This is a genomic window from Streptomyces sp. NPDC058469 (genome assembly GCF_042721125.1).
Lineage (GTDB): Bacteria > Actinomycetota > Actinomycetes > Streptomycetales > Streptomycetaceae > Streptomyces.
Window position 1 is genome coordinate 1 of sequence record NZ_JBHXME010000075.1, and the last position, 25,213, is coordinate 25,213.

A 25,213-nucleotide genomic window follows, 5' to 3' on the forward strand; every position below is an offset into this window, starting at 1 on the left:
ACCTACGCCGTGCTGGGGGTCGCGCTACTGCTTGCCGTCGTATGGATGGCGTTCGCGGCACCGGAGACGAAGGGCCGGGTCCTCGACGCCGACGAGGAGGAGCCGCCGGCCCTCCCGCGCCTGAGCGTCGCCGAGCAGCCTGCGCTCTGAGGCACGGCCTGTACCCGGGTACGACGGCACGACCCCGTACGGAACTCACGGAACGTACGCAAGGAGGACCATGAAGCCCGCCCCCTTCCAGTACCACCGGGCCCGCGACGTCGACGGCGCCGCGCGGCTGCTGGCCGAACTCGGCGACGACGCCAAGGTCATCGCCGGCGGGCAGAGCCTCGTCGCGATGATGAACTACCGGCTGGCCCGGCCGCGCCACCTCGTCGACATAGGCGGCCTGCGCGAACTGGACCGGATGCGCCGGGACGCCGACGGCGGACTGCGCATCGGGGCGCTCACCACCCACCACACGGTGGAGGCGGACCCGGCCGGGGTCCTGGGGGCGGGCTTCGAGGTCCTGAGCAAGACCATGACCTGGATCGGGCATCTCCCGATCCGCACCCGTGGCACGGTCGGCGGCAGCATGGCGCACGGCGACGCCACCGCCGAGTGGTGCCTGCTCGCGGTGACACTCGGCGCGGAGTTCGTGGCACGCGGGCCACAGGGTGAACGGACCATCCCGGCCGGGGACTTCTTCCATGGCTACTACACAACGGCCCTCGACCCGGACGAGATCCTCGTCGAGATCGTCTTCCCCCGTCCCGCACCGCACGCCGCGCTCACCGAATTCGCCGAGCGGCGTGGGGACTTCGCCCTTGTGGCCGCGGCGGTCGACCTCGACGTGGAGGAGGGCGAGGTGCGCGGGGGCCGGGTGGCACTCGGCGGAGTCGCGTCGGCCGCCGTCCGAGTGCCGGAGGCGGAGGCGGTGTTGGCAGGCGGCGGCTCCTTCGAGGCGTGCGCGTCCGCTGCGGCGCAGGCCGTGGAACCGCCCGCCGACGCGTCGGGCAGTACGCACTACCGCAAGGAACTCGTGCGGACCCTGGTCCGGCGCGCCTGCGAGGAGGCGGTGTCCCGATGAGTGATGCCACCAAGCGTGACCTCCCCTCCGGCGAACGGAAGTTGGTGGGCAAGGCGGTTCGCCGTCGCGAGGATCCGCGCCTGCTCGCCGGGCGTGGCCGCTTCGTCGACGACATCGCGCTGCCCGGCATGCTGCACGCCCAGTTCGTACGCAGCACGGTCGCCCACGCCGAGCTGGCCTCGGTGGACGTGTCGGCGGTACGCGAAGTCGCGGGCGTCGTCGCGGTGTTCACCGCCGAGGACCTGGAGCTTGGCGACATCGTCGCTCAACTGGGTCGCCCACTCTCGGAGTTCGTCCCGACCGCGATGCCGGTCCTGGCCCGCGACAAGGTCCGCTACGTCGGTGAGCCGATCGCGATCGTCTTGGCCCGTGACGCGTACGCGGCGGAGGACGGTCTGGAGGCCGCGAAGGTCTCGTACGCCACGTTGCCCCCGGTCATGTCCGAGGAGGCGGCGTTCGCGGACGGCGCCCCGCTCGTGCACGCCGAGGCCGCGCACAACACCCTCGTGGACGTCTCGCTCTTCGCGACGGAAGGCATCGACCGGATCTTCGCGTCCGCGCCCTGTGTCGTCCAGGTCGACACGAGGACCGGACGGCAGAACGCGCTGCCGCTGGAGACCCGGGGCGCCGTGGCCCACTGGGACGACCGCGAGGAACAGCTCGTCGTGCACACCTGCACCCAAATCCCGCACCAGGTAAGGACGGTGGCATCCCGCTGCCTGCGTCTCGACGAGCGTGCCGTCCGGGTCGTGGTGCCCGACATGGGCGGCGGATTCGGCCAGAAGTGCGTCGTCGGCCGCGAGGAGATCGCCGCCGCTGCGGCAGCCCTACGGCTACGACGGCCGGTGAAGTGGATCGAGGACCGCAAGGACGCCCTGTCCGCGTCGTTCCTCGCCCGCGAGCAGCACTACCGGGCGCGCGCGGCCTTCGACGCCGAGGGCAGGATCCTCGCGCTCGACACGGACGTGGTCTGCGACATGGGCGCGTACTCCTGCTACCCCTTCACGGCGGGCATCGAGCCGCTGATGGCGTCCGCCGAGATGCCCGGCGTCTACAAACTCCCCGCTTACCGGGTGCGAGGCCGCGCGGTCACCACCAACAAGGCGCCCACCGGGCCGTATCGCGGGGTGAGCCGGCCGCAGTACGTGATGGTCATGGAGCGGCTCTTCGAGCGCGCGGCCCGCCAACTCGCCCTGGATCCGGTCGAGATCCGCCGCCGCAACGTCATCACCGACTTCCCGTACAAGGGCGTCAACAACATCACCTACGACCCGGGCTCCTACCTGGAGTCGCTCGACCTGTGCGAGCGGTCCGTCCGAGAAGAGGGCTGGTACGAGAAGCAGGCAGCGGCGGCGGCCGAGGGACGGCACATCGGCATCGGCTACTCGTGCTTCAGCGAGCGCACCGGCTACGGCTCCGCGGTCTTCGCGCAGCGCAAGATGCAGGTGGTGCCCGGCTTCGACATCTCCGAGGTACGGATGGACACCAGTGGCGCGGTCACGTTCACCACCGGCACCATGAACCACGGCCAGAGCCACGAGACGACGATGGCGCAGATCGTCGCCGACCAACTGGCCCTGGACATCGCCAAGGTGAGGCTCCACCAGGGCGACACCGACCGCATCACCTACGGCTTCGGCACCTTCGCCAGCCGCTCCATCACCATCGGCGGCAGTGCCGTACGCCTGGCCGCCGCGAAGCTCGGCGACAAGCTCCGGGCAATCGCCGCCTCCCGCTGGGGAGTTGCCCCCGACGAGGTGGAGTTGACGGACGGCGCCGCCCGCCGTCGTAACGCATCCGACGTCCTCACCTACGAGGAGATCGCCGACATCGCCTATCTCCGGGCCCACTTGCTGCCGAAGGACATCGAGCCGGGCCTGTCGGTCACCGCCACCTTCGACGTCTTCAACGACGGCACCTTCTCCAATGCCACCCACGCCTGCGTCGTCGAACTCCACGCGGGCACCGGGCAGGTGGAGATCCTGCGGTACGTGTGCGTCGAGGACTGCGGGGTCGCCATCAACCCGCAGGTCGTGGAGGGACAGTGCCGGGGCGGCATCGCGCAGGGCATCGCGGGCGCGCTGTTCGAGCAGGTGACGTACGACGCCCAGGGCGAGCCGTCGGCGACCGGCTTCATGGACTACAAGGTGCCCACCGCGCACGAGATCCCCGACGTGCTGATCCACCACCTGGAGACGCCCTGCGCGTTCACCGAGACCGGCGCGAAGGGTGCCGGTGAGGGCGGCACGATCGGGGCGCCCGCCGCCGTACTCAACGCCGTGAACGACGCCCTGCGCCCGACCGGCGTCGAACTCGACCACACACCGATCACTCCCGAGACCGTGCACCGCGCGCTGAACGGCGCCCCCAGCCTGGAGTTGTCCTCATGAACACCGACCCCGTGGCGACCCATCCGGACCTCCAGCTCATCGCCCTCGACGTCAACGGCGAGCGGTACGACGTGGTCACCGAGCCCCGACGCACCCTCGTCGACGTACTGCGCCACGAACTGCGGCTGACCGGTACGCACGTCGGATGCGAGCACGGCATCTGCGGCGCCTGCACGGTCCTGGTCGACGAACGGCCCGTCCGCGCCTGCCTGATGTTCGCGGCGCAGGCCGAAGGGGCGCGGATCCGCACGGTCGAGTCACTGTCGGAGGGCGGTGGCGGTGAGGGCGGTGGCGGCGGTCATGGCGGTGAACTCAATGATCTGCAACGGGCGTTCAGCGAACACCACGCGCTGCAGTGCGGCTTCTGCACTCCTGGGTTCCTGATGCTCGCCGAGGGGTTCCTCGCCGAGCGGCCGGAAGCGAGCAAGGAGGAGATCCGCGAGGTGGTCGCCGCCAATCTGTGCCGGTGCACCGGCTACCAGACCATCGTCGAGGCAATCGACGCCTGCGCGACGGCCCGGCGCCAGGCCTGCGCCAACCCCTGCAACAGCCCTGCCGGCAAGGAGCACTGACGCATGCAGCTCACCAACACCGTGCCGATCAAGGCCTCCCCCGACGACGTCTTCGCCCTGATGAACGACGTCGAACGGGTCGCGTCCTGCATGCCGGGCGCCGCGCTCGACGGGCAGGACGGCGACACCTGGCGGGGCCGGGTGAAGATCCGGGTGGGGCCCATCAGCGCCTCCTACGCGGGTACCGTCCGTTTCCTGGAGATCGACGCCGAGCGCCGACGACTGCGGGTGCACGCGCGCGGTACGGACACGCACGGCAGCGGGGACGCGGAGGCGGAGGTCTCTCTCGACATCGTCGCGGCGCCCGAGGGAGCGCTGCTCCAGCTCTCCACGGACCTGGTGATCCGCGGCAAGATCGTCCAGTTCGGCAAGGGCGCGATCGTCACGGTGTCGGACCGGATCCTGCAACAGTTCGCGCGGAACCTGGGGAGCCTGCTGGACCAGGACAGGGCCGTAGAAACCGCGTCTGCCGTGTCCCCCATCGCTCCTACGGCATCCCCGACCACCCCCGTCGCGACGCAACCGGCCCTCGCACAGGACTCCGATCTCGACGGACTGGCACTGCTGTTGGGCCCGCGAGCCGCCAAGTACGGGCTGGTGGCAGGGGCGTTCGCCGTCGGTGTCCTGGAGGGCTGGTTGCTTGGTCGACTCGGCGCCCAGGCACGGGAGTTGCGCACCCTTCGGAGGTCGTCATGAGCGACGCCCAGTACGGGCAGGAGACGGAACAGACCTACCGGCGGGCCGGGTTCGGCGCGCCCGTGCGCCGCGGCGGCCGTCCCGCCATCGTCGTGGTCGACCTCACGCGCGGATTCACCGAGGCGGGCTTCCCGTCGGGGGCCGACCTCACCGAAGTCGTGGCGGACACCGGCAAGTTGATCGCGGCGGCGCGTCCGGCCGGGGTACCGGTGGTGTTCACGGCGATCGCCTACACCCCGGCCGAGGCGGCGGGCGACGCCGTCACCTGGCTGCAGAAGGCTCAGGGCATGCGGAGCCTGGTCGAGGGCGGCGAGGAGGTCGCGCTCGACCCACGGCTGCCGCGGACACCGCAGGACCATCTGATCGTGAAGAAGGGCGCGTCGGCGTTCTTCGGTACCTCCCTGGCCGCCCTGCTGACCGGACTCGGCTGCGACACGGTCCTGGTGTGCGGCGCGACGACCAGCGGTTGCGTACGGGCCACCGCCGTGGACGCCGTGCAGTCCGGTTTCCCGGTGCTGGTGCCGAGGGAGTGCGTCGGCGACCGGGCTCCCGGTCCGCACGAGGCGAACCTCTTCGACATCCACGCCAAGTACGGCGACGTGATCGACCTCAAGGACGCCGTCGGCTATCTCGACGGACTGCCCAGGACAGCCCCGTAACCCCGTCTGCTCCGCACTCCATCTGCTCCGTACCATTGGAGATCCCCATGCCCCCGCCCCCTCCCACCCGCCTGCTGCCGCAGTCCGCGCTGGCCGAACTCGCCGACGTACCCGCCACCAGCCGCTGGGTACGCTCGGGCGGCACCCGCCTGCACGTCCTGGACTACGGAGGCGACGGCGTCCCCCTGGTCATGCTGCCCGGCATCACCAGCCCGGCCGTCGCGATGGACTTCGTGGCCCGTGAACTGACGCCTCTTGTACGGCCGTTGGTGGTCGACGTCCGTGGGCGCGGGCTGTCCGACGGCGGCGGAACGTACGGGCTGGAGGAATACGCCGAGGACACCGAGGCGGTCGTCGCGGGCCTCGGCCTCCACCGGCCGGTCCTCTTCGGGCACTCCATGGGTGCGCGGACCGCGGCCGTGACCGCCGTGCGGGCCAAGGTGGGACTGCGGGGCACCGTACTGGGCGATCCGCCGATGAGCGGCCCCGGACGAGAGCCCTATCCCACACCCCTGGACGCCTTCCTCGACCAGTTGGCGCAGGCGCGGCGTGGCACCGACGCGGACGAGGTGGCCCGGTCCTGGCCGCGCTGGCCGCGCCGGGAGCAGGAGTTGCGGGCCCGCTGGCTGGCGAGTTGTGACACGGAGGCCGTCACCGCCACGCACCGCGGCTTCGAGAGCGAGGACTTCTTCGACTGGTGGCCCTCCGTTCCCGGCCCCACGGCACTCCTGTACGGCGCGGACAGCCCTGTCGTCACCGCGGAGGGCGCGGCGGAGGCGGCCCGGCTGCTGCCGTCGGCCGTGCTGGCCGAGATCCCGGACGCCGGACACATGCTGTTCTGGGACAACCCGTCCGCCGCGCTCACCGCGCTGCGCCAGGTACTGCGCCCGATGCTGGTGTGATGCCGCCGCGTGGGTTCCCGGAGATCGCCGGTCCGGCTGACGACTCGATCAAGTGCCGTGCTTAAGTGGGCTCCATGGGTGACGAAACCGCAACCCCGACGTCCACGCCTCCCGGGTCGCCCCCGGCGCTCACGGCCGCGCCCGGCTACCAGGTCCGCCGCCTGTACCAGGCGTATCTCGCGGTCTGGATCCGTGCCGTCGACCCGACGCTCACGGGCCCTCAGTTCGCGGTGCTCCAGGCCGTGGAAGCGGCGCCGGGGAGCGACCAGCGTTCCATGGCGTCCGCGGTCTCCCTGGACACGTCGACGATGGCGGACGTCGCCCGGCGGCTGGAGAACCGGGGTCTGATCGTGCGCAGGACGGCCGCGGACGACGGCAGGCGCAAGCTGCTCCACCTGACGGAGGAGGGCGAGCGGACCCTCCACGAGGCGAACCTCCGCGCCCGCAGGCTCGACGAGCGTCTTCTCGCGCCGTTCGGACCGGAGCGGCGCGAGGACATCATGCATCTGTTCACGTCCCTCGCCGATCACTGGGAGGGACTGGCCGAGGACTCCTGACCGCGAGGCGGCGGTCGGCGGATCCCCGGTCGCCGACAACCGTACGTAGCCCTCGCACGCAGGACACCCGGAGGATCCCGTGACCGATCACCGCATCGGCATGATCGTGCCCAGCTCGAACCTGACCATGGAGACGGAGCTGCCGCGCATGATGCGGCAGCGCGAGTCCCTGGTCCCGGAGGACCGGTTCGTCTTCCACAGCAGCCGTATGCGCATGCGGCACGTGACGCCCGAGCAGCTGCGCGCCATGAACGCGCAGACCGGGCGCGCCGCGCTGGAACTCGCCGATGCCCGGCCCGACGTGGTCGTCACGGCCTGCCTCGTGGCGATCATGGCGCAGGGACCGGGGTACCACTGCACCGCCGAGGACGAGATCACCCGTGTGCTGCGCGCCGAGGGCTCGCAGGCCCCCGTGGCATCGAGCGCGGGCGCCCTCCTCGACGGCATCAGGGCCCTGGGCGCCCGGCGGGTCGCGATCGTCACGCCGTACATGAAGCCGCTCACGCAACTGGTGGCCGACTACATCGAGGACGCGGGCATCGAGGTGGTGGACGCGCTGAGCCTGGAGGTGCCGGACAACCTGGCCGTCGCCCACCTGGACCCCGCCGACCTGCGCGAGCACTGGCGGCGCCTGGACCTGTCACGGGCCGACGCGCTCGTCCTGTCGGCCTGTGTCCAGATGCCTTCGCTGCCGTCCATCCAGCCGGTGGAGGAGGCGTCCGGGCTGCCGGTGCTCTCGGCGGCGACCGCCACGGCGTACCGCATCCTCGTCGAACTGGGCCTGCCCACGGTCGTTCCCGGCGCGGGCAGCCTGCTCAGCGGCCAGGTCGGGGCCGGGGGAACCTGTTGAAGCAGCGCTCCACCACGTTGCGTCGTTTGCAGGTCTCACCCGGGCCCGGCTGCGGAGGTCATGGCCCTGGTCGAGGCCGGTACCCGGGCCCTGCTCGGCGCGGTCCTGGGTCCGGTGCGCGGCGAGCGGTTTCAAGGTCGTGGGGCGTCGGGTTGTGCGGCTGGTGACGGGTGCTGCGGAGGCCGGGACCAGCTGGCCAGCAGTTTCAGGCGTTCCGCGGAGGGGGACCCCGGCTCGGCGGTGGAGACGCCCAGGGTCTGCTCGGGATCGTCGGCGGGGGTGAATGCCTCGTAGCCCAGGACGAGGTCGCCGACGACGGGATGGTGGTAGCGCTTGGTGCCGTGGGTGCGCTGGAACACGTCGTGGTCGGCCCACCAATGGCGGAAGTCCGCGTCCTGGACGGAGAGTTCGCCGACGAGCTCGGCCAGGGCGGGGTCGTGCGGGTGACGTCCCGCGTACAGGCGAAGTGAGGCGACGATGCCGCGAGCGGCGTTTTCCCAGTCGGCGTACAGGCTCCGGAAGTGGTCGTCGAGGAAGACCAGGCGGGCCATGTTGCGGCTGCGGGCGGGCAGGACCTCGAAGTCCGTGTACAGGGCGCGGGCGAGGTCGTTGGCGGCCAGGACGTCCATGCGGCGGCCGTGGACGAGGGCGGGGACGTCGGTGAGGCTGTCGAGCAGCAGTCGCAGACCGGGGCGGACGCGCTGCGGGGGCAGCGTGCGAGGACGGGTGCGGGCCGGTCTGGCGATCCGGAACAGGTGGGCGCGCTCCAGATCGCCGAGGCGCAGGGCGCGGGCGATCGCGTCCAGGACGGATGCGGAGACGTTGAGGTGGCGTCCGCGCTCCAGGCGGACGTAGTAGTCGACGCTGACGCCGGCGAGCTGGGCGACCTCCTCGCGCCGTAGGCCCGGAACACGGCGGGTGCCGGGCTGGGGTGCCAGGCCCGCCTCCCCCGGGGTGATCTTTGCGCGGCGCGAGCGGAGAAAGTCCCGCAGCTCGCTGTTCGGTTCCTGGGCCATGCCCCCCACCGTAGACCGGGTGACCTGGGGTGTGGCTGCGCCAAAGGGGGTCTGTTGGACCCCCGGTCGGAGCGGGTCTCCCGCCCTGGGAGCGAGCGTGTTCGTCTGGTGGAAAGCAAGGCACGCACGCACCTGGAGACCCCCTGATGAAGCGCAGGATTCTCGGCGGCACCGGCATGTCGGTGAGCGAATACGCGCTCGGCACGATGATGTTCGGCGCGATGGGCAACACCGACCACGACGAGTCGGTCCGCATGATCCACACGGCGCTGGACGCCGGGATCAACCTCGTCGACACCGCCGACGTGTACTCCGGCGGCGAGTCGGAGGTGATCGTGGGCAAGGCGCTGAAGGGCCGCCGGGACGACATCGTCCTGGCCACCAAATTCGGGCTGCCGATGGGCGAGGACCCCAACCGGGGCGGCGGCTCGGCCCGCTGGATCCGCCGCGCGGTGGAGGACAGTCTGCGCCGCCTGGACACCGACCACGTCGACCTGTACCAGATGCACCGCCCGGACCCGCACACCGACGTCGACGAGACCCTCGGCGTCCTGTCGGACCTGGTCCGGGCCGGGAAGGTCCGTGCCATCGGCGGCTCGTTCTTCTCCCCCGAGGAGATCGTGCAGGCCCAGTGGACGGCCGAGCGCCGCGGCCACCACCGCTTCCGCACCGAGCAGCCGCCGTACTCGATCCTCACCCGGGGTGTGGAGAGCCGGGTGCTGCCCACCGCCCAGCGCTACGACATGGGCGTGCTGACCTTCGGCCCGCTCAACTCCGGCTGGCTCTCGGGCCGCGCGGATCCCACCGCCGGGCACCGCAACGCCGGCGCGGGGGCGAAGATGTTCGACCTCACCCAGCCGGGCGTACGGGCCAAGGCCGACGCCGTGCGCGAACTGACCGCTCTGGCCGCCGAGGCAGGCCTGCCGCTGCCTCATCTGGCCACCGCTTTCGTCCGTGCCCATCCGGCGGTCACCGCGGTACTCATCGGCCCGCGCCGCCCCGAACAGCTGACCGATCTCCTCGCCGCGGCCGACGTGGAACTCGGCGACGACGTCCTCGACCGCATCGACGAGATCGTCCCGCCCGGCGTCGACGTGAATCCCGGCGACTTCTACATCGACCCCACCCCGCCGATCACCGACAAACGCCTGCGCCGCCGCTGAAGCCCACTCGCCTGGCCCGAACTGCACGCCCTTAGGTGTCGAGCAGTTCCGGGGCGAAGACGTCCTCGATCCTCCACAGCCGCGTGGACAGGCCCTGTTCGTAGTGGTAGCGCAAGTAGGCGTCGAGGGTGGTGCGGTTGGCCGCGATGCCGTAAGGCCACCAGTCCTCGGGGAAGTCCTGCCCGTTGCGTTCCACCAGGGCGTTCATCCACGGAACCATGGTCTGGACCTCGTACAGACGACGGTTTTGCCGGTAGCGTTCCGCGCCGGCGTCCTTCGCCTGGGAGAAGGCGCGATAAACGCCGTGTACGAGGTCTGGGCGGTTCCGCAGCAGTTCCCGCCGGACGACGATCGTGTGCATGATCGGGAAGATTCCCGTTCGCCGGTGGTAGTCACGCTCCAGCGGCTCGAAGTCGGGGAAGAGCCGGGCAACGTTCGGGGAACCGTCGAGCACACACTGCGGGACGTTCGCCGAGAACAGGGCGTCGATCTCACCCGACTCGAGCATCGGGCCCAGCGCCTTTCCCTCGGGTGCGACGGTCACGTCGACTTCGCGCGGATGCGGATGAGGGATGAAGTCGAAGGGGGCCGCAGGGCGGTCGAGGCCACCGATCACCCAACGGCTCCGTGCGGGCTCGAATCCGTACTCGTCCATCAGGATCCCCTTGGCCCAGACGCCGGAGTCCTGACCGTAGACGCCGAACTCACCGATGGTCCTGCCCGCGAGATCGCCCGGTTCGCTGATCCCGCTGTGAACGTTGACGAAAATGCACGAGTGCCGGAACACCCGGTTCGGGAAAATCGGCACCGCCACATACGGCAGGCCGGTCTCCAGGAGCCGCAGGTAGAAGGTGAGTCCGAGTTCGGCGACGTCGAACTCGTTTCCGCGGATCACCCGGTCGAAGACATCCGGCAGGGTGGCGGCGGTTTCCATGGTCACGTCGACACCGTCGGCGCTCACGCTCCCGTCGAACAGTGACCGCGTCGTGTCGTACTGGAAGCATCCGATGGTGAGAGCGGGGCTGGTCATGAACATCACTCCTCACAGGCTCTGCTGCGTCTCATCGTCGTCCGGCGCGGGACCATCCGTCCAAGAACATCTCGGCACCCGATACCCACCGCGCGCCTAGCAGCCGCCTGCCCAGTTCCGCACCCGTGCGGCTGTCTGCCCGGGCCTTGCGGAAGGGATCCCCGACCTCGGTGCCCTTGTCGCGCTCCGCGTCAGCGATGTACGTCTCCAGGCGCAGCGCGTTGCTCAAGCACGCCTCCACGTACCGGACCAGGTTGTAGTCCTTGTCCGGCGCCCCCGTGGCACCGCTGGTCTCCGTACTGCTGGTCCTACGGGCCTCCTTCGTGTTCCGGGGGTGCGCTTCCTTGCCGGAGAGCGGCAGGTACCCGCCGCTCTCCGGCACACACGTCGGCGTACGGGCGTGTGATCCAGGCCGGCCTGGATACGCGGACTGGAGGAATCCGCATCGTCCGAAAGGTACGCACATCATGGGGAGCCAGAACCACGACGTCATGGGCGACGAGGTCTACCAGCCCGAAGGCCCCGACGACCGGGAGGACGAGGGCATCCTCGACCCCGAGGACACGCTCACCGATCGGGGCAGCGACCCCTACGAGGAGGGCTGGTCACCGCCCGAGCGTCCGCTCGCGGTGGAACACCAGGGCACGACAGCGCGCGAGCAGCACGAGGGTGAGACCCTGGACCAGAGGCTGGCGGAGGAGCGCGGGGACCCTGCGCTGGAGGAGCCCGGCGCGGGCGACGGCGTGGGCGATCTCGCGGGTGGCGAGGGCGAGCCGCTTGACGACGAGGTGGGGGCGGACCGGGCCGGGCGCCTCGTGGCCCCGGACGAGGGCGCGCACGAGGACGCCGAGAAAGACCTGCTCGCCGACGACGTGGGCATCGACGGCGGCGCGGCCTCCGCGGGGGAAGCGGCTGTCCATCGGATCCCGGACGAGGACGACACAACCCCGTAGCCCTCGGGGCGCCACCTTTCGGAATACCCCGATCACCGTCCGACGGCCTGTACGAACGGAAGGCCCTCCATGGAATCCGACGCCGCACCCCCCACCACCGGCCCACCCGACCACCACCACTCGGAGATCACTCTGCGGGTGAACCACCACTCGGAGATCACTCTGCGGGTGAACGGAAAACCCCACACACTCACCGTCGACCACCGTTCGGTACTCCTGGACGTACTGCGCGAGGACCTCGACCTGACCGGCGCCAAGAAGGGCTGTGACCACGGCCAGTGCGGCGCCTGCACGGTTCTGGTCGACGGCCGCCGCGCCAACAGCTGTCTGCTGCCCGCCGTCGCCCTCGACGGCGGCGACATCACGACCGTCGAGGGACTCGGCGGGGACGGCGAGGAACTCCATCCGCTCCAGCGCGCCTTCCTGGACCGGGACGCCTTTCAGTGCGGCTACTGCACCCCGGGGCAGATCTGTAGCGCCATCGGCGCCCTCGCCGAGGCCGCGGCCGGCCACCCCTCCCACGTCACCGACCCCGCCACCCCCTCCGGGCCGCCCGTGGCACTGGGCCAGGAAGAGATCCGCGAGCGGCTCAGCGGCAACCTCTGCCGTTGCGGCGCCTACCCGAACATCGTGGAAGCCGTCGAGGACGTGATCCCGTGAAGCCCTTCGGATACGTACGCGCGGGCAGCGTCGAGGAGGCGGCCGACGCGTACGCCTCGCATCCCGGCGCCCGGTATCTCGGCGGCGGCACCAATCTGGTCGACCTGATGAAGCTCGGCGTGGAACAGCCGGCCACCCTCGTCGACGTCAGCCGGCTGCCCCTGGACTCGGTGGAGGAACTGCCCGACGGCGCGCTGCGGATCGGGGCCACCGTCCGCAACAGCGACCTCGCGGCCCACCGTCTGGTCCGCGACCGCTATCCGGTGCTCTCGCAGGCGCTCCTCGCGGGAGCCTCCGGGCAGCTGCGCAACATCGCCACCACCGGCGGCAACCTGCTCCAGCGCACCCGCTGCCCCTACTTTCAGGACACCTCCAAGCCGTGCAACAAGCGTGAGCCGGGCAGCGGCTGCGGCGCCCGGGACGGCGTCCACCGCGACCACGCGGTGCTCGGGCATTCGCCGCACTGCATCGCCACGCATCCGTCCGACATGGCCGTCGCGCTGGCTGCCCTCGACGCGCGCATCGAGCTGTACGGCCCCGACGGCGAGCGTACGGTCCCCGCCGCCGAGTTCCACCGGCTGCCCGGTGACCACCCGGAACGCGACACCGAGATCCGTCCCGGCGAAATCGTCACCGCCGTAGTGCTGCCGGCCGCGGCGAGCGGGCTGCCGTCTCTCTACCGCAAGGCCCGCGACCGAGCCTCGTACGCCTTCGCCCTCGCTTCCGTCGCGGCGGTGCTGCGGGTGGACGACGGCGTTGTCCAGCACGCGGGTGTCGCCTTCGGCGCGCTCGCCCACCGGCCCTGGCGTGCCCGGCGCACGGAGGAGGCGCTGCTGGGTGCCGCGCCCACGGTCGCCGCCTTCGAGCGTGCCGTGGACCTCGAACTCGCCGCCGCCCAGCCCCTGTCCGACAACGCCTACAAGGTGCGCCTGGCCCGCAATCTCGCCCTCGACGTCCTGACCCGGTTGGCACCGCCGACGACCAGCACCTGACGGGACTTCCGCCCCGGCACCACGAGGAGGACTCCATGGCCGACACGGACACCGCACTGGGCGCACCCGCCGAGCGCCGGGAGGGCCGCGAGAAGGTCACCGGCATGGCCCGTTACGCCGCCGAACACACCGTCCCAGGACGCGTGCACGCCTGGCCCGTGACCGCCGCGATCGCCCGTGGCGCGGTCCGCGCGATCGACACCACCGACGCGCTGCGGTCGGCCGGGGTGCTCACCGTGCTCACCCACGAGAACGCTCCCCGGCTCGCCGACGCCGACGATCCCACCCTCGCCGTTCTGCAGAACTCCCGTGTGCCGCACTGGGGTTGGCCGATCGCCCTGGTCGTCGCCGAGACACTGGAAGCCGCCCGGGCCGGTGCCGCGGCGGTCCGTGTCGAGTACGACGCGCAGGACCATGACGTGACACTCACGGACAGCCACCTCGGGGCGTACCTCCCCGAGGAGGCCAACGGCGGGTATCCCGGGCACCGGGAACGCGGTGACCCCGAGGGCGCGTTCGCGTCCGCCGCGGTCCGTGTCGACGCCAGCTACCGCGTGCCGCCCCTGCACAACCACCCCATGGAGCCGCACGCGGCGACCGCCCACTGGGACGGCCACCGGCTCGTCGTGCACGACTCCAGCCAGGGAACCACGGCCGTACGAGCCACGCTGGCCGCGCTGTTCCAGCTCCCCGAGGACCAGGTCACCGTCGTGTCCGAACACGTCGGCGGCGGCTTCGGGTCCAAGGGAACGGCCCGCCCGCACGTGGTGCTCGCCGCGATGGCGGCACGGCAGACGGGACGCCCCGTCACCGTGGTCCTCCCCCGCCGCTTCCTGCCCGCCCTCGTCGGGCACCGCGCGCCCACCCTGCACCGGGTCCGCCTGGGCGCCGACCAACAGGGCTCCCTCGCTTCCCTCCTGCACGAGGTCACCACCCACACGTCCCGTATCAAGGAGTTCGTCGAGCAGGCCGCCGTGCCCGCCCGCGTCATGTACGCCTCGCCCCACAGCCGGACCGCCCACCGTGTCGTACCGCTGGATGTGCCGAGCCCTTCCTGGATGCGCGCGCCCGGCGAGGCACCCGGCATGTTCGCCCTGGAGTCGGCCATGGACGAACTCGCGGTCGCCCTCGGCATGGACCCCGTCGAGCTGCGTATCGCGAACGAGCCGGACACCGAACCGGACAGCGGCAAGCCCTTCAGCAGCCGGCACCTGGTCGAGTGTCTGCGCGAGGGCGCCCGGCGCTTCGACTGGACGCACCGCGACCCCCGCCCGGGTACGCGTTCCGCCGGCCCCCTGCTCATGGGGTCGGGGGTGGCCGCCGCCGTGTACCCCGTGCTGATCCAGCCCTCCACCGCCACCGCGCAGGCGCTGCCCGACGGGAGCTTCACCGTGCGGGTCAACGCGACCGACATCGGCACCGGCGCCCGTACCGTCCTCGCCCAGGTCGGCGCCGACGCCCTCGGCGTCCCGCTGGAGCGGGTCCGTACGGAGATCGGCAACAGCGACCTGCCGTCGGCGTCACTGGCCGGCGGTTCCTCCGGCACCGCCTCGTGGGGCTGGGCGGTGCACGAGGCGTGCACGCGGCTGCGCGCCGGCCTCGCGGAACACACGGGGCCGCCGCCCGAGCCGGGTCTCACCGCGAGCGCCGACACGGCAGGGAGCGCGGACGCCGACAGCGGCTACGCACGGCACGCCTTCGGCGCCCACTTCGTCGAGGTCGCCGTCGACACGGTCACCGGCGAGGTCCGGGTCCGCCGCCTGCTGGGTGTGTACGCCGCCGGGCACATCCTCAACGCCCGTACCGCGCGCTCCCAGTTCATCGGCGGAATGACGATGGGCCTGGGCATGGCCCTGACCGAGGGCAGCACCATGGACGCCGCGTTCGGCGACTTCACCGAGGCGGACCTGGCCGCCTACCACGTCCCCGCCCACGCCGACGTACCCGCCGTCGAGGCGCACTGGATCGACGAGGACGATGCCCATCTCAACCCGATGGGCAGCAAGGGCATCGGCGAGATCGGGATCGTCGGCACGGCGGCGGCCATCGGCAACGCGGTTCACCACGCCACCGGGGTCCGCTACCGCGAACTGCCCCTGACACCGGACCGTGTGCTGGCCGGCCTGTCTCCGTTCATGGCGCGGTGAGTGCGGAGGGACGTTCGCGGACGACGTCCCGTGCCGCCTTGTCGTCGCGCAGCCCGAGGAAGCGCGGGTGGCGCAGCCTGCCGTCGCGGGTCCACTCGGTGAAGGCGATCTGTGCGACGAGAGCGGGCTCGACCCAGTGGGGGTGCGCCTCGCGGACGTGGTCGGCGAACGGCGGCTCGGAGGTGCTGAGTTCATCGAGCCGGGCACGCAGGTCGAGGAGGGTCCGGTGGTCGAAGCCGGTGCCGACCTTGCCCGCGTAGCGGAGCCGCTCGCCCTCGTGGTAGCCCAGCAGGAGCGCACCGAACCCGACCCGGCTGCCTGCCGGTTCGGTGAAACCGCCGATGACGAACTCCTGGCCGAGCGAGCACTTGAGCTTGAGCCAGTCCGTGGAACGGCCTTGCTGGTAGCGGCCGTTCGCGCGTTTGGCGATGAGCCCCTCCCATCCCCGGGCGCAGGCGACGGCCAGCGACTCGGCGCCGCCTTCGTTGCGGTGAGCCGTCATCCGCAGCGGGGTGCGGTAGGTCAGGGCGCGGCGCAGCAGGGACTTGCGGGTGCGCAACGGCAGCGACCGCGTGTCGGCACCCTCCAGGCGCAGCAGATCGAAGACGTAGTACGTGACGGCGACCCCGCTCGCCTCGATGTCCTGGCGCCTGGTCAGCCCCATGCGCTGTTGGAGGCGGGCGAAGTCGGTCCGGCCGTGCGAGAAGGCCACGATCTCGCCGTCGATCGTGAAGTCGGCACACTGCTGGGCGGCGAGCGCGTCGACGATCTCGGGATACGTGGTGTCGAGACGTCTGCCGGTACGCGAGAGCAGCATGACGCCGTTCCCGTCGCGGACGGCGAGGACACGGATGCCGTCCAGTTTGCGCTCGAAGATCCACTCGTCGGAGAATTCCCGCCGGTCGCTGAGCGTGGCGAGCATCGGATCCGCGGCCAGGTCGCGGCCCGGCCGTGCCTCGCGCAGCAGTCCGGCCTCCCCGGCCGACAGCGTGCCCAGCAGACCGGTCACCGCCCCTCAGCTCCTTGCGCTTCCGCGGCGACCTGGTGGAGCGTACGACCGCTGCGCGCCGAGCGGGCCCGGCGTGGATCGGGGGTCGCCCGGCCTGCCGTGCGGGCGCCTTCGCCCCTGACCTTCACCAGCAGCCAGGCCTCGCCCTCACCGCCCCGGAACCGGGTGAGCGCGTACTCACCGTGCAGTTTCGAGCCGTAGAGCCGGAAGGTGGCGTGTCCGTGGTCGAGCGCCTCGTCGAACGGGACGGCCCGACCGCGCCGGTCATGGCTCAGCGGCCGGTAGGTGCCGTGGTCCCAGACGATGACGGTTCCGCCGCCGTACTCGCTCTCGGGGATCACGCCCTCGAACTCCTCGTACTCCAGCGGATGGTCCTCGGTGGGAACAGCCAGCCGCTTGTCCCCCGGATCGGTGGAGGGTCCCTTCGGCACGGACCAGGACTTCAGCACGTCGCCGACCTGGAGACGGAAGTCGAAGTGCATCGTGCTCGCGTCATGGATCTGCACCACGAACCGCGGCTCCTCCTCATCGCTCCCCGGCCGGCCCGGAGGTTCCCCGGTCCGACCGAAGTCGCGCTTTCCGCGATATGTCCGCAGCGGATTCTTGTCAGTCACGTCGAACCGCCTTCCCATGCCTTCAGGGGACGCGAGCCCCGGCACGACACGCTCACCGGGAACGCACGATGTCGCGGACCGAGTACCCGCCCGCTCCGGCCCGACCCCCGACGGGTCCGCGAGCGCGCCGTCGACCGACCGGACGCGAAGAAACAGTTCGACGGTGCAGGCTGGGAGGCATGGCAAAGACCGCGCTGATCGTCATCGACATGATCAACACGTACGACCACGACGACGCCGACCTGCTGCTTCCCTCGGTGAAGGCATGCCTGCCGGGGGTGACCAGGCTGCTGAACCGCGCGCGCCGGTGTGGTGTCCCGGTCATCTACGTCAACGACAACTTCGGCCAGTGGCGCTCTCACCACGGCGAACTCCTGGAGGCCGCGCTGCGCGGCCCGCACGCGGACCTGGTACGGGCCATCGCCCCCGATGACACGTCGCTGTTCGTCGTCAAGGCACGGCACTCGGCGTTCTACGAGACCCCGCTGAACTATCTGCTCGGCCAGGAAGGTGTCGACCACGTGGTGCTGTGCGGGCAGGTCACCGAGCAGTGCGTCCTGTACTCGGCGCTCGACGCCCACATCCGGCATCTGAGGGTGACGGTGCCCCGTGACGCGGTCGCCCATATCCACCAGGACCTGGCCCAAGCCGCCCTGAGGATGATGGAACGCAACATGGCCGCGCACATCACGACCGCGGACGACGTCGGCTTTTCCGACACCACCGGCCGATAGCGGACGGCCGGGCCCTGGCCCCGCCCTGCGTGATGTCATACGGCCTCGTAGTCGTGGGCCCGGCCGCCCTTCCACCTCACCCACACCGGGTCGTCGAGGATGTCCTCACCCAGGGACAGACCGGCCCGCCGGACGAACTCGACGACATCGCCGTCGCAGTGGGCGAGACCGGCGACCTCGTGCCGCACGACAACGGGCCGACCGCCCTGCGCGATCGCCGGGTGCACCACTATCGGCACCTCTGCCATGTCTCCAGCGTGCGACGCCGGGAGCGCGCCGTCGAGTCGCGACAACGGAATCCGGAGGGCCTACGGCCGGTGAGACCCGGACACGGTCCATGGTTCTCGACCGCCCGGCCAACTCGCATTACGCGCCTACCACGCCACCCGACCCAGAACACGCACCGCACGCGAGTACAAGAACTCCCCCGGCCTCGGCGTCCCCCCACGGCGGCCTTGATCTGCGGGTCGACCAGCGCCGACAGGGACGAGCCGTCCGGGTAGGACTGCAGCGCGGTCAGGGCCAGGTCCGACGTCACCCGCCACAGCAGGGCCGCTTCGGTGTCAGCGGCGGTGCACCAGTCGGCGAAGTTGTAGAAGCTGCGGTCGGCGATCAGCAGCATGTCCTCGTCCAACTGCCGGTACAGGGCCTTCGCCAGGCTCTGCTCGCCGCTGCCCTTGCCCCCGCGGGCCCCGAGCCGGGCACCGACCACCGCGTGCGAGTCGCACTCGCTCCAGGTCACCACTCTCACCTGCGGGAATGCCGAGGCACGGTCGCCGGACCCGCTGCGGCCGAACCCCCGCACGTTCTTCGGGGTGTCCGGCGCGTCCCACATGAAGCCGCCGACGGCCATCGCGTTCGTCGTCGTGACGAGCTCGCCGCCAGAGTCGGTGCGGCTCACGGACCTCGACTGGACGTTCGTCACCACCGGCCTGCCCGACGCCGTCACCCTGCGCGCGAGCGCGCCGAGGCGGCGTCGTCGGAGAGCGGCAGGGATCTGGACGTCGTCCTCAGGGGCGGCGGCGCCACGATCGGCTCGGCGCTCGACGCCGGGCTGGTCGACGTGCTGAGCCTGCATCTCGCGCCCGTCGTGCTGGGTGCCGGGACGCCACTGTTCACCGGCGGAGCGCCACGCACGCTGGTGCAGCGGAGCGTGACCTCGACATCGACCGCGACGCACCTGACCTACGACGTCCTCTGACGACGTCGTTGCGGAACTTCACACCGACCAGTCAACGGCGTCCCGCTGGGGGCGCGGTTCTTCAGGTGTTTCAGGAATCACTTCCGACCACACACCCCGCTTTCGGGGATCGGCACGAAACCTTCGCCGCGACAGATCACCACGACCTTGGAACAGGTAGTGGCACCGGTGCGCGTGGCTCGCCTTCCGGGCCGGATCCAATTTGGCATTCGAAGTCTTACTGCCACAGGCTGGAGCCATGACAACGGCGCCGATAGTCGTGCACCAGCCGCTCAAGACCGGTGGTCGTCAGGTCGTCGTGCGCAGTGAGACGGTCGGCCTGGCCCATTCCGACCAGGACGTCGTGGAGTTCCTGCGCCGCGCCGGTCTGGCGTTCGGTGATGACGTCCTCGACGATCCGGTGTGGGTGGAGTGGAAAGGTGGTCGGGCGCACGAGTACGAGGCTGCCTGACGCGTCGGTCGTCCGTCCGCGGCCGCCCGCGCAGGCCGGCAGGCCCTGGTTGAAGAGGTCCGGGTCGGAGGCGGTGACCTGGTCCCACAGCGGGCAGGCCTGGAGCCAGTCGGCCTGGTGGGTGCCGATCTGCTCGCGGACTGTCAGCGCGGTCTCCCGGTCGATGAGTACGTCGAATCCGGCACGACAGGCCGATGCCCCCGGTGTTCGATCAAGCATGTGCGTCTCCTTTCCGTTCAACCGGTATCGGCCCGGCCGGAGTCGTCCCATGCCGATGGGCGCACGCAACCGGTCGCGGAACAGGGCCCACGGCAGTCCCGTCGCGGGTTCCCCGGTTCGCGGCCAGACCACGGTCCGGCCGCGACTCGCGCAGTTCGGCCGCCCCCGCGGGCAGCGTGCTCAGCGGATGCGAGCAACACCCGGGTCCGCCCGGGGCAGTCCCGGATGCCGGCGGCCGATCGGTCTCAGCCGCGGCGGCCCCTCCCCTCGCGCCGCAGGCGACGTGCCACGACGCGCGCGTCCAGTGCGGCCGCCGGCGCGAGTACACCGCACACCGCGGCGACGGTGGCCAGGACACCGGGACCGGAACCGCCAGCCCACACGCCGAACAGCACGGCCGCCACGGCAAAGAACGGCAGGAAGACCCCGGACAACAGCAGCCGCAGCCGCAATGGGTTCCTGCCCACCCGCGGTGACCCTGGCCCCGGTCGGTATCCGGGTCATGAGACAGCACCTCCCGGATCGGCGGAGTAGCTGCATGCCCCCGCGCAGCCGGCACCGGCGGCGCAAAACCGCTTCCGGTCCGGCAGTTGCCTGCCCCGCAGGACCCTCGGCACGTCGGCGGAGTCGCGGTGGCGGGCGCGATCAGTCCGCGTCGAGGGACGTGACGGACGCGTGGTGCCGGGTAGTCGGAGTTCGTCCGAGAAGTACGGTCCGACATTCCGGCAGGAGGTATCGGGAGATGGCTGCGCGGCAGAACTCCGGCGGCACGGTGGCGCACCGGCTCATCGAGGAACATCTGGTCGAGGGGCGTGCGGTGCCCGGTGAGGAGATCGGTCTGCGCATCGACCAGACCCTCGCGCAGGACGCCACCGGGACCCTGGTCATGCAGGAGGTGGAGGCGCTGGGACTGGACCGGGTGCGCACCGAGGTCAGCGTGCAGTACGTCGACCACAACATCCTCCAGGCCGACGAACGCAACGCCGAGGACCACGCCTTCCTCCGCTCGGCCGCCCGCCGTTACGGCATCTGGTACTCCAAGCCCGGCAACGGCGTCTCGCACCCCACCCACATGCAGCACTTCGGCGTCCCGGGCCGGAGCCTGGCCGGCTCCGACTCGCACACCTGCGCCGCGGGTTCCCTCGGCATGCTGGCCATCGGTGTCGGCGGCCTGGAGGTCGCCCTGGCCATGGCCGGACGGCCGCTGTACGTGCGGATGCCGCAGATCTGGGGCATCCGCCTGACCGGCGCCCTGCCCGACTGGGTCAGCGCCAAGGACGTGATCCTGGAGCTGCTGCGGCGTCACGGGGTCAAGGGCGGGGTGGGCCGCGTCCTGGAGTACCACGGACCGGGGCTGGCCCACCTGAGCGCGATGGACCGGCACGTCATCGCCAACATGGGCGCCGAACTCGGCGCCACCACCAGCGTTTTCCCCGCCGACGACGCCGTGCGTGACTTCCTGCGTGCCGGGGGCCGCGAGGACGACTTCCGCGAGGTCGCCGCCGCGTCCGACGCACGCTACGACCTCGATGAGGAGATCGACCTCTCCGCTATCCAGCCGCTGATCGCCAGGCCCACATCCCCGGGCAACGTCGTCCCGGTGCGGGAAGTGGCGGGCGAGCCGATCGGTCAGGCGGTGATCGGTTCGTCGGCCAACCCCGGCCTGCGCGACTTCGCCATCGCCGCCGCCATGGTCCAGGACCGGCAGACCGCCCCCGGAGTGAGCTTCGACGTCAACCCCACCTCCCGGGAGATCCTCCAGGACCTCACCCGCAGCGGCGCGACCTTCGACCTGATCGCGGCCGGTGCACGGCTGCACCAGTCCGGCTGCCTGGGCTGCATCGGCATGGGCCAGGCCCCCGCCGTCGGCCACAACTCCCTGCGCACCTTCCCCCGCAACTTCCCCGGCCGCTCCGGTACCGAGGACGACGCGATCTGGCTCTGTTCCCCGGAGACCGCCACCGCCTCCGCGCTCACCGGCACCATCACCGACCCGCGCGACTGGGCCGCCGAGCACGAGGTGCCGTATCCGCGACTGGACCTGCCCGAGCAGGCCCAGGTCAACACCGCCATGCTGGAGCCACCACCGCCACCCGATGAGGCCATGACCGTACGACTGGAACGCGGGCCCAACATCTCCGCGCTGCCCGACCTCGATCCCCTGCCGGACACCCTCGACGCGCCGGTCCTGCTGAAGGCCGACGACGACGTCTCCACCGACGAGATCTCCCCCGCCGGAGCCAGGGTCCTGCCGTACCGCTCCAACCTCCCCAAACTCGCCGGGTTCACCCTCACCCGACTCGATCCGGACTACCCCGGCCGCGCCGCCGAACTCCGCGAGCACGGCGGCCACATCATCGTCGCCGGCGAGAACTGGGGCCAGGGCTCCTCGCGCGAACACGCGGCGCTCACCCTGCGCCACCTCGGGCTGCACGCCGTGATCGCGAAATCGTACGCCCGTATCCACTGGCAGAACCTCGCCAACTTCGGCGTCCTCCCGCTGGAGTTCGACGACCCCGCCGACCACGACCGCATCACGTCCGGCGACCGGCTCCGCATCGAGGACCTGCACACCGCGCTCACCGCCGATGCCCCGCCGACCCTTACCGTCCGCAACAAGACCCGTTCCCAGGAATACCGCGTGCACCACCACCTCTCCACCCGGCAACGGCAGGCCGTTCTGGCCGGCGGCGTCATCCCGGCCGTGGCCCGGCCGACGCACGAGGCGCTCACGTGAGGGGAAGCAATGGAAGGCGGTACGCGTAGGAGGCGGGGGGTCGTCTCCCCCTTTCTCCTACGCGGAGAGGCGCACCGAACGACGCGGCCGAACCAGTGCTGGTGTGCGAGGCCCGCCGGAGCACCGGACGGACGACCTGCTCAGCACCGGCGGTCCGGACTGCCGCTCGGCTTGCAGCAGGCGCGCGGGGCGGGCGGGGACAGGTCCATGCAGCAGCGGATCGGGGTCCCCTGAGACCGGCGGACGTTAGGGGCGGTCCAACGCGGGTAGCCGCTCGACAGAGACCTGGAGGTGACCCGGCATGTTGTTCCTCGGACTTCTTCTGCTGGCCGCGACCGCCGCCTTCACGGGGCTGGCGATCTCCGACAACCTCGGCGGCGGTCCCCACTACACGGTGTCCGTACTGGGCAACGACATCGCCACGATGAGTACCCTCGCGATTTTCTGCGCGGGTCTCGCCCTGGCCCTGATCTTCTCGCTGGGCTTGTGGATAGCTGCCGGTGGCGCCGCACATCGGCGCAACCGAAGGACACGGATACGCAACGAGCGCGATGTGATGGCCGCACGGCTCTCGGAGGGCCGGACGAACGCAGGTCCCCAGCCGTCCGCCCCCACCGACCAGGCGCCCCCGGCAGCGCCCACGTCCGCACCGCGCCGACAACGCGGTAGGCGGCTCCACCTCTTCGGCCACTGAGACAACACGGTCCTCAACCCGCAGATTCACCCGCGCTAACCTCGGGCTTTCGTGGGTGGGTCTGGACGGTGCACGACCGGGGCGAGGTTCTGCCGGGTATCGCGCTCGGAGTCGCTCTGGGCGGGACCTGACTGGCTGATGTCGCCATACCGCGGGCCGAGCCGACGTGCTCGGCCCGCCGGCATCCGATCCGACCCGCTCCCGGCTCATCGATGCCCTCGCGGCAGCCGGGCCGAGGGTGCTCACCGCGATCCGCACGGCGCGAGCCGAAGTACGCACGCGCGCCTGCGAGTTGACCAGGGCAAGCAGTCCGGCTGCCGACGACAGCGTGGCCGTGGACATCGACGGCGTGCCGGTCCTCGCACACTCCGAGAAACAGGACGCCACCGCGACCCGGAAGAAGACCTTCGGCCATCACCCGCTCGTCGCGTTCGTCGACAAGGGCCCGGCCGGCTCCGGCGAACACACTTAAGTACTGGCTCGGTTGATTGCCGGCCTCCCCGTCAACACCTCACGAAAGCTCTGGCCGGTCGACCCATAAGAATTTGTGTGATCTCGGCAGGTCTGGGCAGACGCCGCCGTTATGAGCACCCTCCATCGGAGCACGGTAGACGAGGCCACGGAGCAGAGCCCTGATGTGCGGGCGGCGGCGCCGCCGCTCGTGCCCGCGTCCGCGGAACGGGGCAGAGGCGGCGGGCGGGGCTTTTCGTCGGCACTGCGTGGTGGTGGGCGGGTCGCGGGGCTGGACGGGTTGCGGACGGTCGCGGTGGTGTTGGTGATCGTGTACCACGTGGAGCCGGATCTCGTGCCTGGCGGATCGGTCGGTGTCGACGTGTTCTTCACGATCAGTGGCTTCGTCATCACGCGGCTGCTGGTCGGCGAGTACGCCCGTACCGGCGGCATCGGGCTGTGGTCGTTCTACCGTCGGCGGTGGGTGCGGCTGATGCCGGCCCTGCTGGTGATGTGCGCGGTCACCGCCCTGTTGTCCGTGGCGTTCGCGCTGCCGTTGTTCCGCGGGGCGTGGGTGGCCGCCGTCCTGGCCGCGGGATCGGTCGTCAATCTCGTACGGGCCGGGGACTCAGGAACGTACTCGGATCTCACCGCGCCCCTCAGCCACACCTGGTCCCTCGGCGTGGAGGAGCAGTTCTATCTGGCGTGGCCGCTCCTGCTGCTCGTCCTGCTGCGGCACGCGACGGCGCGAGCCGTGCTGGCCTGTGTCGCGGTGCTCTGCGTCCTGCCGGTCCTCTGGCGGACGGTGCTCTGGGACCCCTCAGCCGCGCACCGTATCTACAACGGCCCCGACACCCGCGCCGACCAACTCCTCATCGGCGCCCTGCTCGCCCTCGTCCTGGCCCGGCTGCGCGCCGACGATCCCCGCCTGGCGTCGCTGCGCCGCTGGGCGGGTCGGCTCTGCTGGCCCACGCTCGCGGTGCTCGGGCTGATCGCCTGGCAGATCCCGATCACCGAGGTGAGCGGGTGGAATCCCGTCTGGTACACGGTCGGCTTCCTGGCCGCCGCCCTGCTGACCGCCTGCGTCGTGGCCGCGCTGGAACTGTGCCCCCGGTCGTGGCCCACCCGCCTGCTGTCGCTGTCCACGATGGCCTGGATCGGGCGCAACCTCAGTTACGGGATGTACCTGTGGCACTACCCCGTCATCCGGCTGCTCTCCAACCTCGGTGTGCACGGTGACGCCCTGCTCCCCGCCGGCCTCGCCGCCACGCTCGCCGCCGCCCTCGCCTCGTACGCCCTCGTCGAACGGCCCCTGCTACGACGAGACCGGCCCCGCGTGCGCCGGCTGGAGCCGGTTGTCGCCACGGGACCACGTTCACCGGTCCTGTGACCGACGACCGGCTGACCCACGCACGCGCCGTCGAAGTAGGTGGAACTCGCGGACCGGG

Annotated in this window: 26 protein-coding genes and 2 pseudogenes; 19 read left to right on the top strand and 9 right to left on the bottom strand. The window is 71.1% G+C overall.

Annotation, left to right across the window (positions count from 1 at the left end):
- The first annotated feature begins 220 nt into the window (after positions 1–220).
- The 8 genes from ACFWP5_RS28300 to ACFWP5_RS28335 all read left to right on the top strand — a co-directional run bounded on the left by ACFWP5_RS28300 (position 221) and on the right by ACFWP5_RS28335 (position 7,695).
- Positions 221–1,069, top strand: coding sequence for an FAD binding domain-containing protein (locus ACFWP5_RS28300; RefSeq protein WP_384162309.1), 849 nt, complete (start codon positions 221–223; stop codon positions 1,067–1,069).
- A complete protein-coding gene (locus ACFWP5_RS28305) occupies positions 1,066–3,459 on the top strand; it encodes a xanthine dehydrogenase family protein molybdopterin-binding subunit (RefSeq protein WP_384162312.1) in 2,394 nt (797 codons plus the stop codon). Before ACFWP5_RS28300 ends, ACFWP5_RS28305 begins: the two co-directional genes overlap by 4 nt.
- Entirely contained in the window at positions 3,456–4,031 is a 576-nt protein-coding gene (locus tag ACFWP5_RS28310) for a (2Fe-2S)-binding protein (protein WP_384162315.1), read from the top strand. Before ACFWP5_RS28305 ends, ACFWP5_RS28310 begins: the two co-directional genes overlap by 4 nt.
- Positions 4,032–4,034: 3 nt before the next feature.
- The gene (locus ACFWP5_RS28315) at positions 4,035–4,727 is read left to right on the top strand and encodes an SRPBCC family protein (RefSeq protein WP_384162318.1); all 693 of its coding nucleotides are present in this window, start codon (positions 4,035–4,037) and stop codon (positions 4,725–4,727) included.
- Complete coding sequence (locus tag ACFWP5_RS28320) at positions 4,724–5,386, top strand: isochorismatase family protein (RefSeq protein WP_384162321.1); 663 nt, start codon at positions 4,724–4,726, stop codon at positions 5,384–5,386. Before ACFWP5_RS28315 ends, ACFWP5_RS28320 begins: the two co-directional genes overlap by 4 nt.
- A 47-nt stretch (positions 5,387–5,433) precedes the next feature.
- Complete coding sequence (locus tag ACFWP5_RS28325; RefSeq protein ID WP_384162324.1) at positions 5,434–6,288, top strand: alpha/beta fold hydrolase; 855 nt, start codon at positions 5,434–5,436, stop codon at positions 6,286–6,288.
- Positions 6,289–6,362: 74 nt separating this feature from the next.
- The gene (locus ACFWP5_RS28330) at positions 6,363–6,845 is read left to right on the top strand and encodes a MarR family winged helix-turn-helix transcriptional regulator (protein ID WP_384162327.1); all 483 of its coding nucleotides are present in this window, start codon (positions 6,363–6,365) and stop codon (positions 6,843–6,845) included.
- A 79-nt stretch (positions 6,846–6,924) separates the two neighbouring features.
- Positions 6,925–7,695: an aspartate/glutamate racemase family protein gene (locus ACFWP5_RS28335; RefSeq protein ID WP_384162330.1), complete on the top strand. Its 771-nt coding sequence runs from the start codon at positions 6,925–6,927 to the stop codon at positions 7,693–7,695.
- Between the two features lie 131 nt (positions 7,696–7,826).
- On the opposite strand, the gene ACFWP5_RS28340 is transcribed toward ACFWP5_RS28335, so the two are convergent.
- Positions 7,827–8,711 carry a helix-turn-helix transcriptional regulator gene (locus ACFWP5_RS28340; protein WP_384162333.1) on the bottom strand — a complete coding sequence of 295 codons (885 nt, stop codon included), beginning with the start codon at positions 8,709–8,711 and terminating at the stop codon, positions 7,827–7,829.
- Between the two features lie 146 nt (positions 8,712–8,857).
- Here ACFWP5_RS28340 and ACFWP5_RS28345 point away from each other — a divergent pair, with 146 nt between their 5' ends.
- Entirely contained in the window at positions 8,858–9,874 is a 1,017-nt protein-coding gene (locus tag ACFWP5_RS28345; protein WP_384162336.1) for an aldo/keto reductase, read from the top strand.
- A 31-nt stretch (positions 9,875–9,905) separates the two neighbouring features.
- On the opposite strand, the gene ACFWP5_RS28350 is transcribed toward ACFWP5_RS28345, so the two are convergent.
- Entirely contained in the window at positions 9,906–10,904 is a 999-nt protein-coding gene (locus tag ACFWP5_RS28350; protein ID WP_384162339.1) for a 4,5-dihydroxyphthalate decarboxylase, read from the bottom strand.
- 31 nt (positions 10,905–10,935) lie between these two features.
- Positions 10,936–11,265: a hypothetical protein gene (locus ACFWP5_RS28355; RefSeq protein WP_384162446.1), complete on the bottom strand. Its 330-nt coding sequence runs from the start codon at positions 11,263–11,265 to the stop codon at positions 10,936–10,938.
- 106 nt (positions 11,266–11,371) lie between these two features.
- Here ACFWP5_RS28355 and ACFWP5_RS28360 point away from each other — a divergent pair, with 106 nt between their 5' ends.
- The 4 genes from ACFWP5_RS28360 (at position 11,372) to ACFWP5_RS28375 (ending at position 15,656) form a co-directional block, all read left to right on the top strand.
- Entirely contained in the window at positions 11,372–11,857 is a 486-nt protein-coding gene (locus tag ACFWP5_RS28360) for a DUF5709 domain-containing protein (RefSeq protein ID WP_384162342.1), read from the top strand.
- Between the two features lie 69 nt (positions 11,858–11,926).
- Positions 11,927–12,517: a (2Fe-2S)-binding protein gene (locus ACFWP5_RS28365; RefSeq protein WP_384162345.1), complete on the top strand. Its 591-nt coding sequence runs from the start codon at positions 11,927–11,929 to the stop codon at positions 12,515–12,517.
- The gene (locus tag ACFWP5_RS28370) at positions 12,514–13,509 is read left to right on the top strand and encodes an FAD binding domain-containing protein (protein ID WP_384162348.1); all 996 of its coding nucleotides are present in this window, start codon (positions 12,514–12,516) and stop codon (positions 13,507–13,509) included. The genes ACFWP5_RS28365 and ACFWP5_RS28370 overlap by 4 nt, the downstream gene beginning before the upstream one ends.
- A gap of 35 nt (positions 13,510–13,544) precedes the next feature.
- The gene (locus ACFWP5_RS28375; RefSeq protein ID WP_384162351.1) at positions 13,545–15,656 is read left to right on the top strand and encodes a xanthine dehydrogenase family protein molybdopterin-binding subunit; all 2,112 of its coding nucleotides are present in this window, start codon (positions 13,545–13,547) and stop codon (positions 15,654–15,656) included.
- Here the strand turns inward: ACFWP5_RS28375 and ligD are convergent.
- Positions 15,643–16,665 (bottom strand): non-homologous end-joining DNA ligase, encoded by a 1,023-nt coding sequence (gene ligD / locus ACFWP5_RS28380; RefSeq protein ID WP_384162354.1) that lies wholly within the window; start codon positions 16,663–16,665, stop codon positions 15,643–15,645. The genes ACFWP5_RS28375 and ligD overlap by 14 nt on opposite strands.
- Entirely contained in the window at positions 16,662–17,297 is a 636-nt protein-coding gene (locus ACFWP5_RS28385; RefSeq protein ID WP_384162357.1) for a DNA polymerase ligase N-terminal domain-containing protein, read from the bottom strand. Before ACFWP5_RS28385 ends, ligD begins: the two co-directional genes overlap by 4 nt.
- Before the next feature lie 161 nt (positions 17,298–17,458).
- Between ACFWP5_RS28385 and ACFWP5_RS28390 the strand changes: the two genes are divergently transcribed.
- A complete protein-coding gene (locus ACFWP5_RS28390) occupies positions 17,459–18,013 on the top strand; it encodes an isochorismatase family cysteine hydrolase (protein ID WP_384162360.1) in 555 nt (184 codons plus the stop codon).
- Between the two features lie 35 nt (positions 18,014–18,048).
- On the opposite strand, the gene ACFWP5_RS28395 is transcribed toward ACFWP5_RS28390, so the two are convergent.
- Entirely contained in the window at positions 18,049–18,261 is a 213-nt protein-coding gene (locus ACFWP5_RS28395; protein ID WP_384162363.1) for a hypothetical protein, read from the bottom strand.
- Complete coding sequence (locus ACFWP5_RS28400) at positions 18,243–18,866, bottom strand: hypothetical protein (protein ID WP_384162367.1); 624 nt, start codon at positions 18,864–18,866, stop codon at positions 18,243–18,245. Before ACFWP5_RS28400 ends, ACFWP5_RS28395 begins: the two co-directional genes overlap by 19 nt.
- A 1-nt stretch (position 18,867) precedes the next feature.
- Between ACFWP5_RS28400 and ACFWP5_RS28405 the strand changes: the two are divergent.
- Positions 18,868–19,214: pseudogene (locus tag ACFWP5_RS28405) on the top strand (dihydrofolate reductase family protein); the annotation flags it as partial.
- A 217-nt stretch (positions 19,215–19,431) separates the two neighbouring features.
- Here ACFWP5_RS28405 and ACFWP5_RS28410 read toward each other — a convergent pair.
- On the bottom strand, positions 19,432–19,884 hold the full coding sequence (locus ACFWP5_RS28410; RefSeq protein WP_384162369.1) for a hypothetical protein: 453 nt from the start codon (positions 19,882–19,884) through the stop codon (positions 19,432–19,434).
- A 245-nt stretch (positions 19,885–20,129) separates the two neighbouring features.
- A complete protein-coding gene (locus tag ACFWP5_RS28415; protein WP_384162372.1) occupies positions 20,130–20,351 on the bottom strand; it encodes a hypothetical protein in 222 nt (73 codons plus the stop codon).
- 275 nt (positions 20,352–20,626) lie between these two features.
- On the opposite strand from ACFWP5_RS28415, the gene ACFWP5_RS28420 reads away from it, so the two are divergent.
- From ACFWP5_RS28420 to ACFWP5_RS28435, 4 genes and pseudogenes are all read left to right on the top strand, one after another.
- Positions 20,627–22,621, top strand: coding sequence for an aconitate hydratase (locus ACFWP5_RS28420; RefSeq protein WP_384162375.1), 1,995 nt, complete (start codon positions 20,627–20,629; stop codon positions 22,619–22,621).
- 301 nt (positions 22,622–22,922) lie between these two features.
- Positions 22,923–23,315 carry a hypothetical protein gene (locus tag ACFWP5_RS28425; protein WP_384162377.1) on the top strand — a complete coding sequence of 131 codons (393 nt, stop codon included), beginning with the start codon at positions 22,923–22,925 and terminating at the stop codon, positions 23,313–23,315.
- Positions 23,316–23,383: 68 nt separating this feature from the next.
- A pseudogene (locus tag ACFWP5_RS28430) lies at positions 23,384–23,778 on the top strand (transposase); the annotation flags it as partial.
- 120 nt (positions 23,779–23,898) lie between these two features.
- Positions 23,899–25,155: an acyltransferase family protein gene (locus ACFWP5_RS28435; RefSeq protein ID WP_384162380.1), complete on the top strand. Its 1,257-nt coding sequence runs from the start codon at positions 23,899–23,901 to the stop codon at positions 25,153–25,155.
- The last annotated feature ends 58 nt before the right edge of the window (positions 25,156–25,213 follow it).

Coding starts and splice junctions, on each gene's coding strand:
- ACFWP5_RS28300 (WP_384162309.1), top strand. CDS start 221: ATGAAGCCCGCCCCCTTCCAGTACCACCGGGCCCGCGACGTCGACGGC.
- ACFWP5_RS28330 (WP_384162327.1), top strand. CDS start 6,363: ATGGGTGACGAAACCGCAACCCCGACGTCCACGCCTCCCGGGTCGCCC.
- ACFWP5_RS28320 (WP_384162321.1), top strand. CDS start 4,724: ATGAGCGACGCCCAGTACGGGCAGGAGACGGAACAGACCTACCGGCGG.
- ACFWP5_RS28345 (WP_384162336.1), top strand. CDS start 8,858: ATGAAGCGCAGGATTCTCGGCGGCACCGGCATGTCGGTGAGCGAATAC.
- ACFWP5_RS28340 (WP_384162333.1), bottom strand. CDS start 8,711: ATGGCCCAGGAACCGAACAGCGAGCTGCGGGACTTTCTCCGCTCGCGC.
- ACFWP5_RS28365 (WP_384162345.1), top strand. CDS start 11,927: ATGGAATCCGACGCCGCACCCCCCACCACCGGCCCACCCGACCACCAC.
- ACFWP5_RS28325 (WP_384162324.1), top strand. CDS start 5,434: ATGCCCCCGCCCCCTCCCACCCGCCTGCTGCCGCAGTCCGCGCTGGCC.
- ACFWP5_RS28435 (WP_384162380.1), top strand. CDS start 23,899: ATGAGCACCCTCCATCGGAGCACGGTAGACGAGGCCACGGAGCAGAGC.
- ACFWP5_RS28425 (WP_384162377.1), top strand. CDS start 22,923: ATGTTGTTCCTCGGACTTCTTCTGCTGGCCGCGACCGCCGCCTTCACG.
- ACFWP5_RS28360 (WP_384162342.1), top strand. CDS start 11,372: ATGGGGAGCCAGAACCACGACGTCATGGGCGACGAGGTCTACCAGCCC.
- ACFWP5_RS28375 (WP_384162351.1), top strand. CDS start 13,545: ATGGCCGACACGGACACCGCACTGGGCGCACCCGCCGAGCGCCGGGAG.
- ACFWP5_RS28400 (WP_384162367.1), bottom strand. CDS start 18,866: ATGGCCGTCGGCGGCTTCATGTGGGACGCGCCGGACACCCCGAAGAAC.
- ACFWP5_RS28385 (WP_384162357.1), bottom strand. CDS start 17,297: ATGGGAAGGCGGTTCGACGTGACTGACAAGAATCCGCTGCGGACATAT.
- ACFWP5_RS28305 (WP_384162312.1), top strand. CDS start 1,066: ATGAGTGATGCCACCAAGCGTGACCTCCCCTCCGGCGAACGGAAGTTG.
- ACFWP5_RS28315 (WP_384162318.1), top strand. CDS start 4,035: ATGCAGCTCACCAACACCGTGCCGATCAAGGCCTCCCCCGACGACGTC.
- ACFWP5_RS28350 (WP_384162339.1), bottom strand. CDS start 10,904: ATGACCAGCCCCGCTCTCACCATCGGATGCTTCCAGTACGACACGACG.
- ACFWP5_RS28310 (WP_384162315.1), top strand. CDS start 3,456: ATGAACACCGACCCCGTGGCGACCCATCCGGACCTCCAGCTCATCGCC.
- ACFWP5_RS28395 (WP_384162363.1), bottom strand. CDS start 18,261: ATGGCAGAGGTGCCGATAGTGGTGCACCCGGCGATCGCGCAGGGCGGT.
- ACFWP5_RS28390 (WP_384162360.1), top strand. CDS start 17,459: ATGGCAAAGACCGCGCTGATCGTCATCGACATGATCAACACGTACGAC.
- ACFWP5_RS28420 (WP_384162375.1), top strand. CDS start 20,627: ATGGCTGCGCGGCAGAACTCCGGCGGCACGGTGGCGCACCGGCTCATC.
- ACFWP5_RS28410 (WP_384162369.1), bottom strand. CDS start 19,884: ATGCTTGATCGAACACCGGGGGCATCGGCCTGTCGTGCCGGATTCGAC.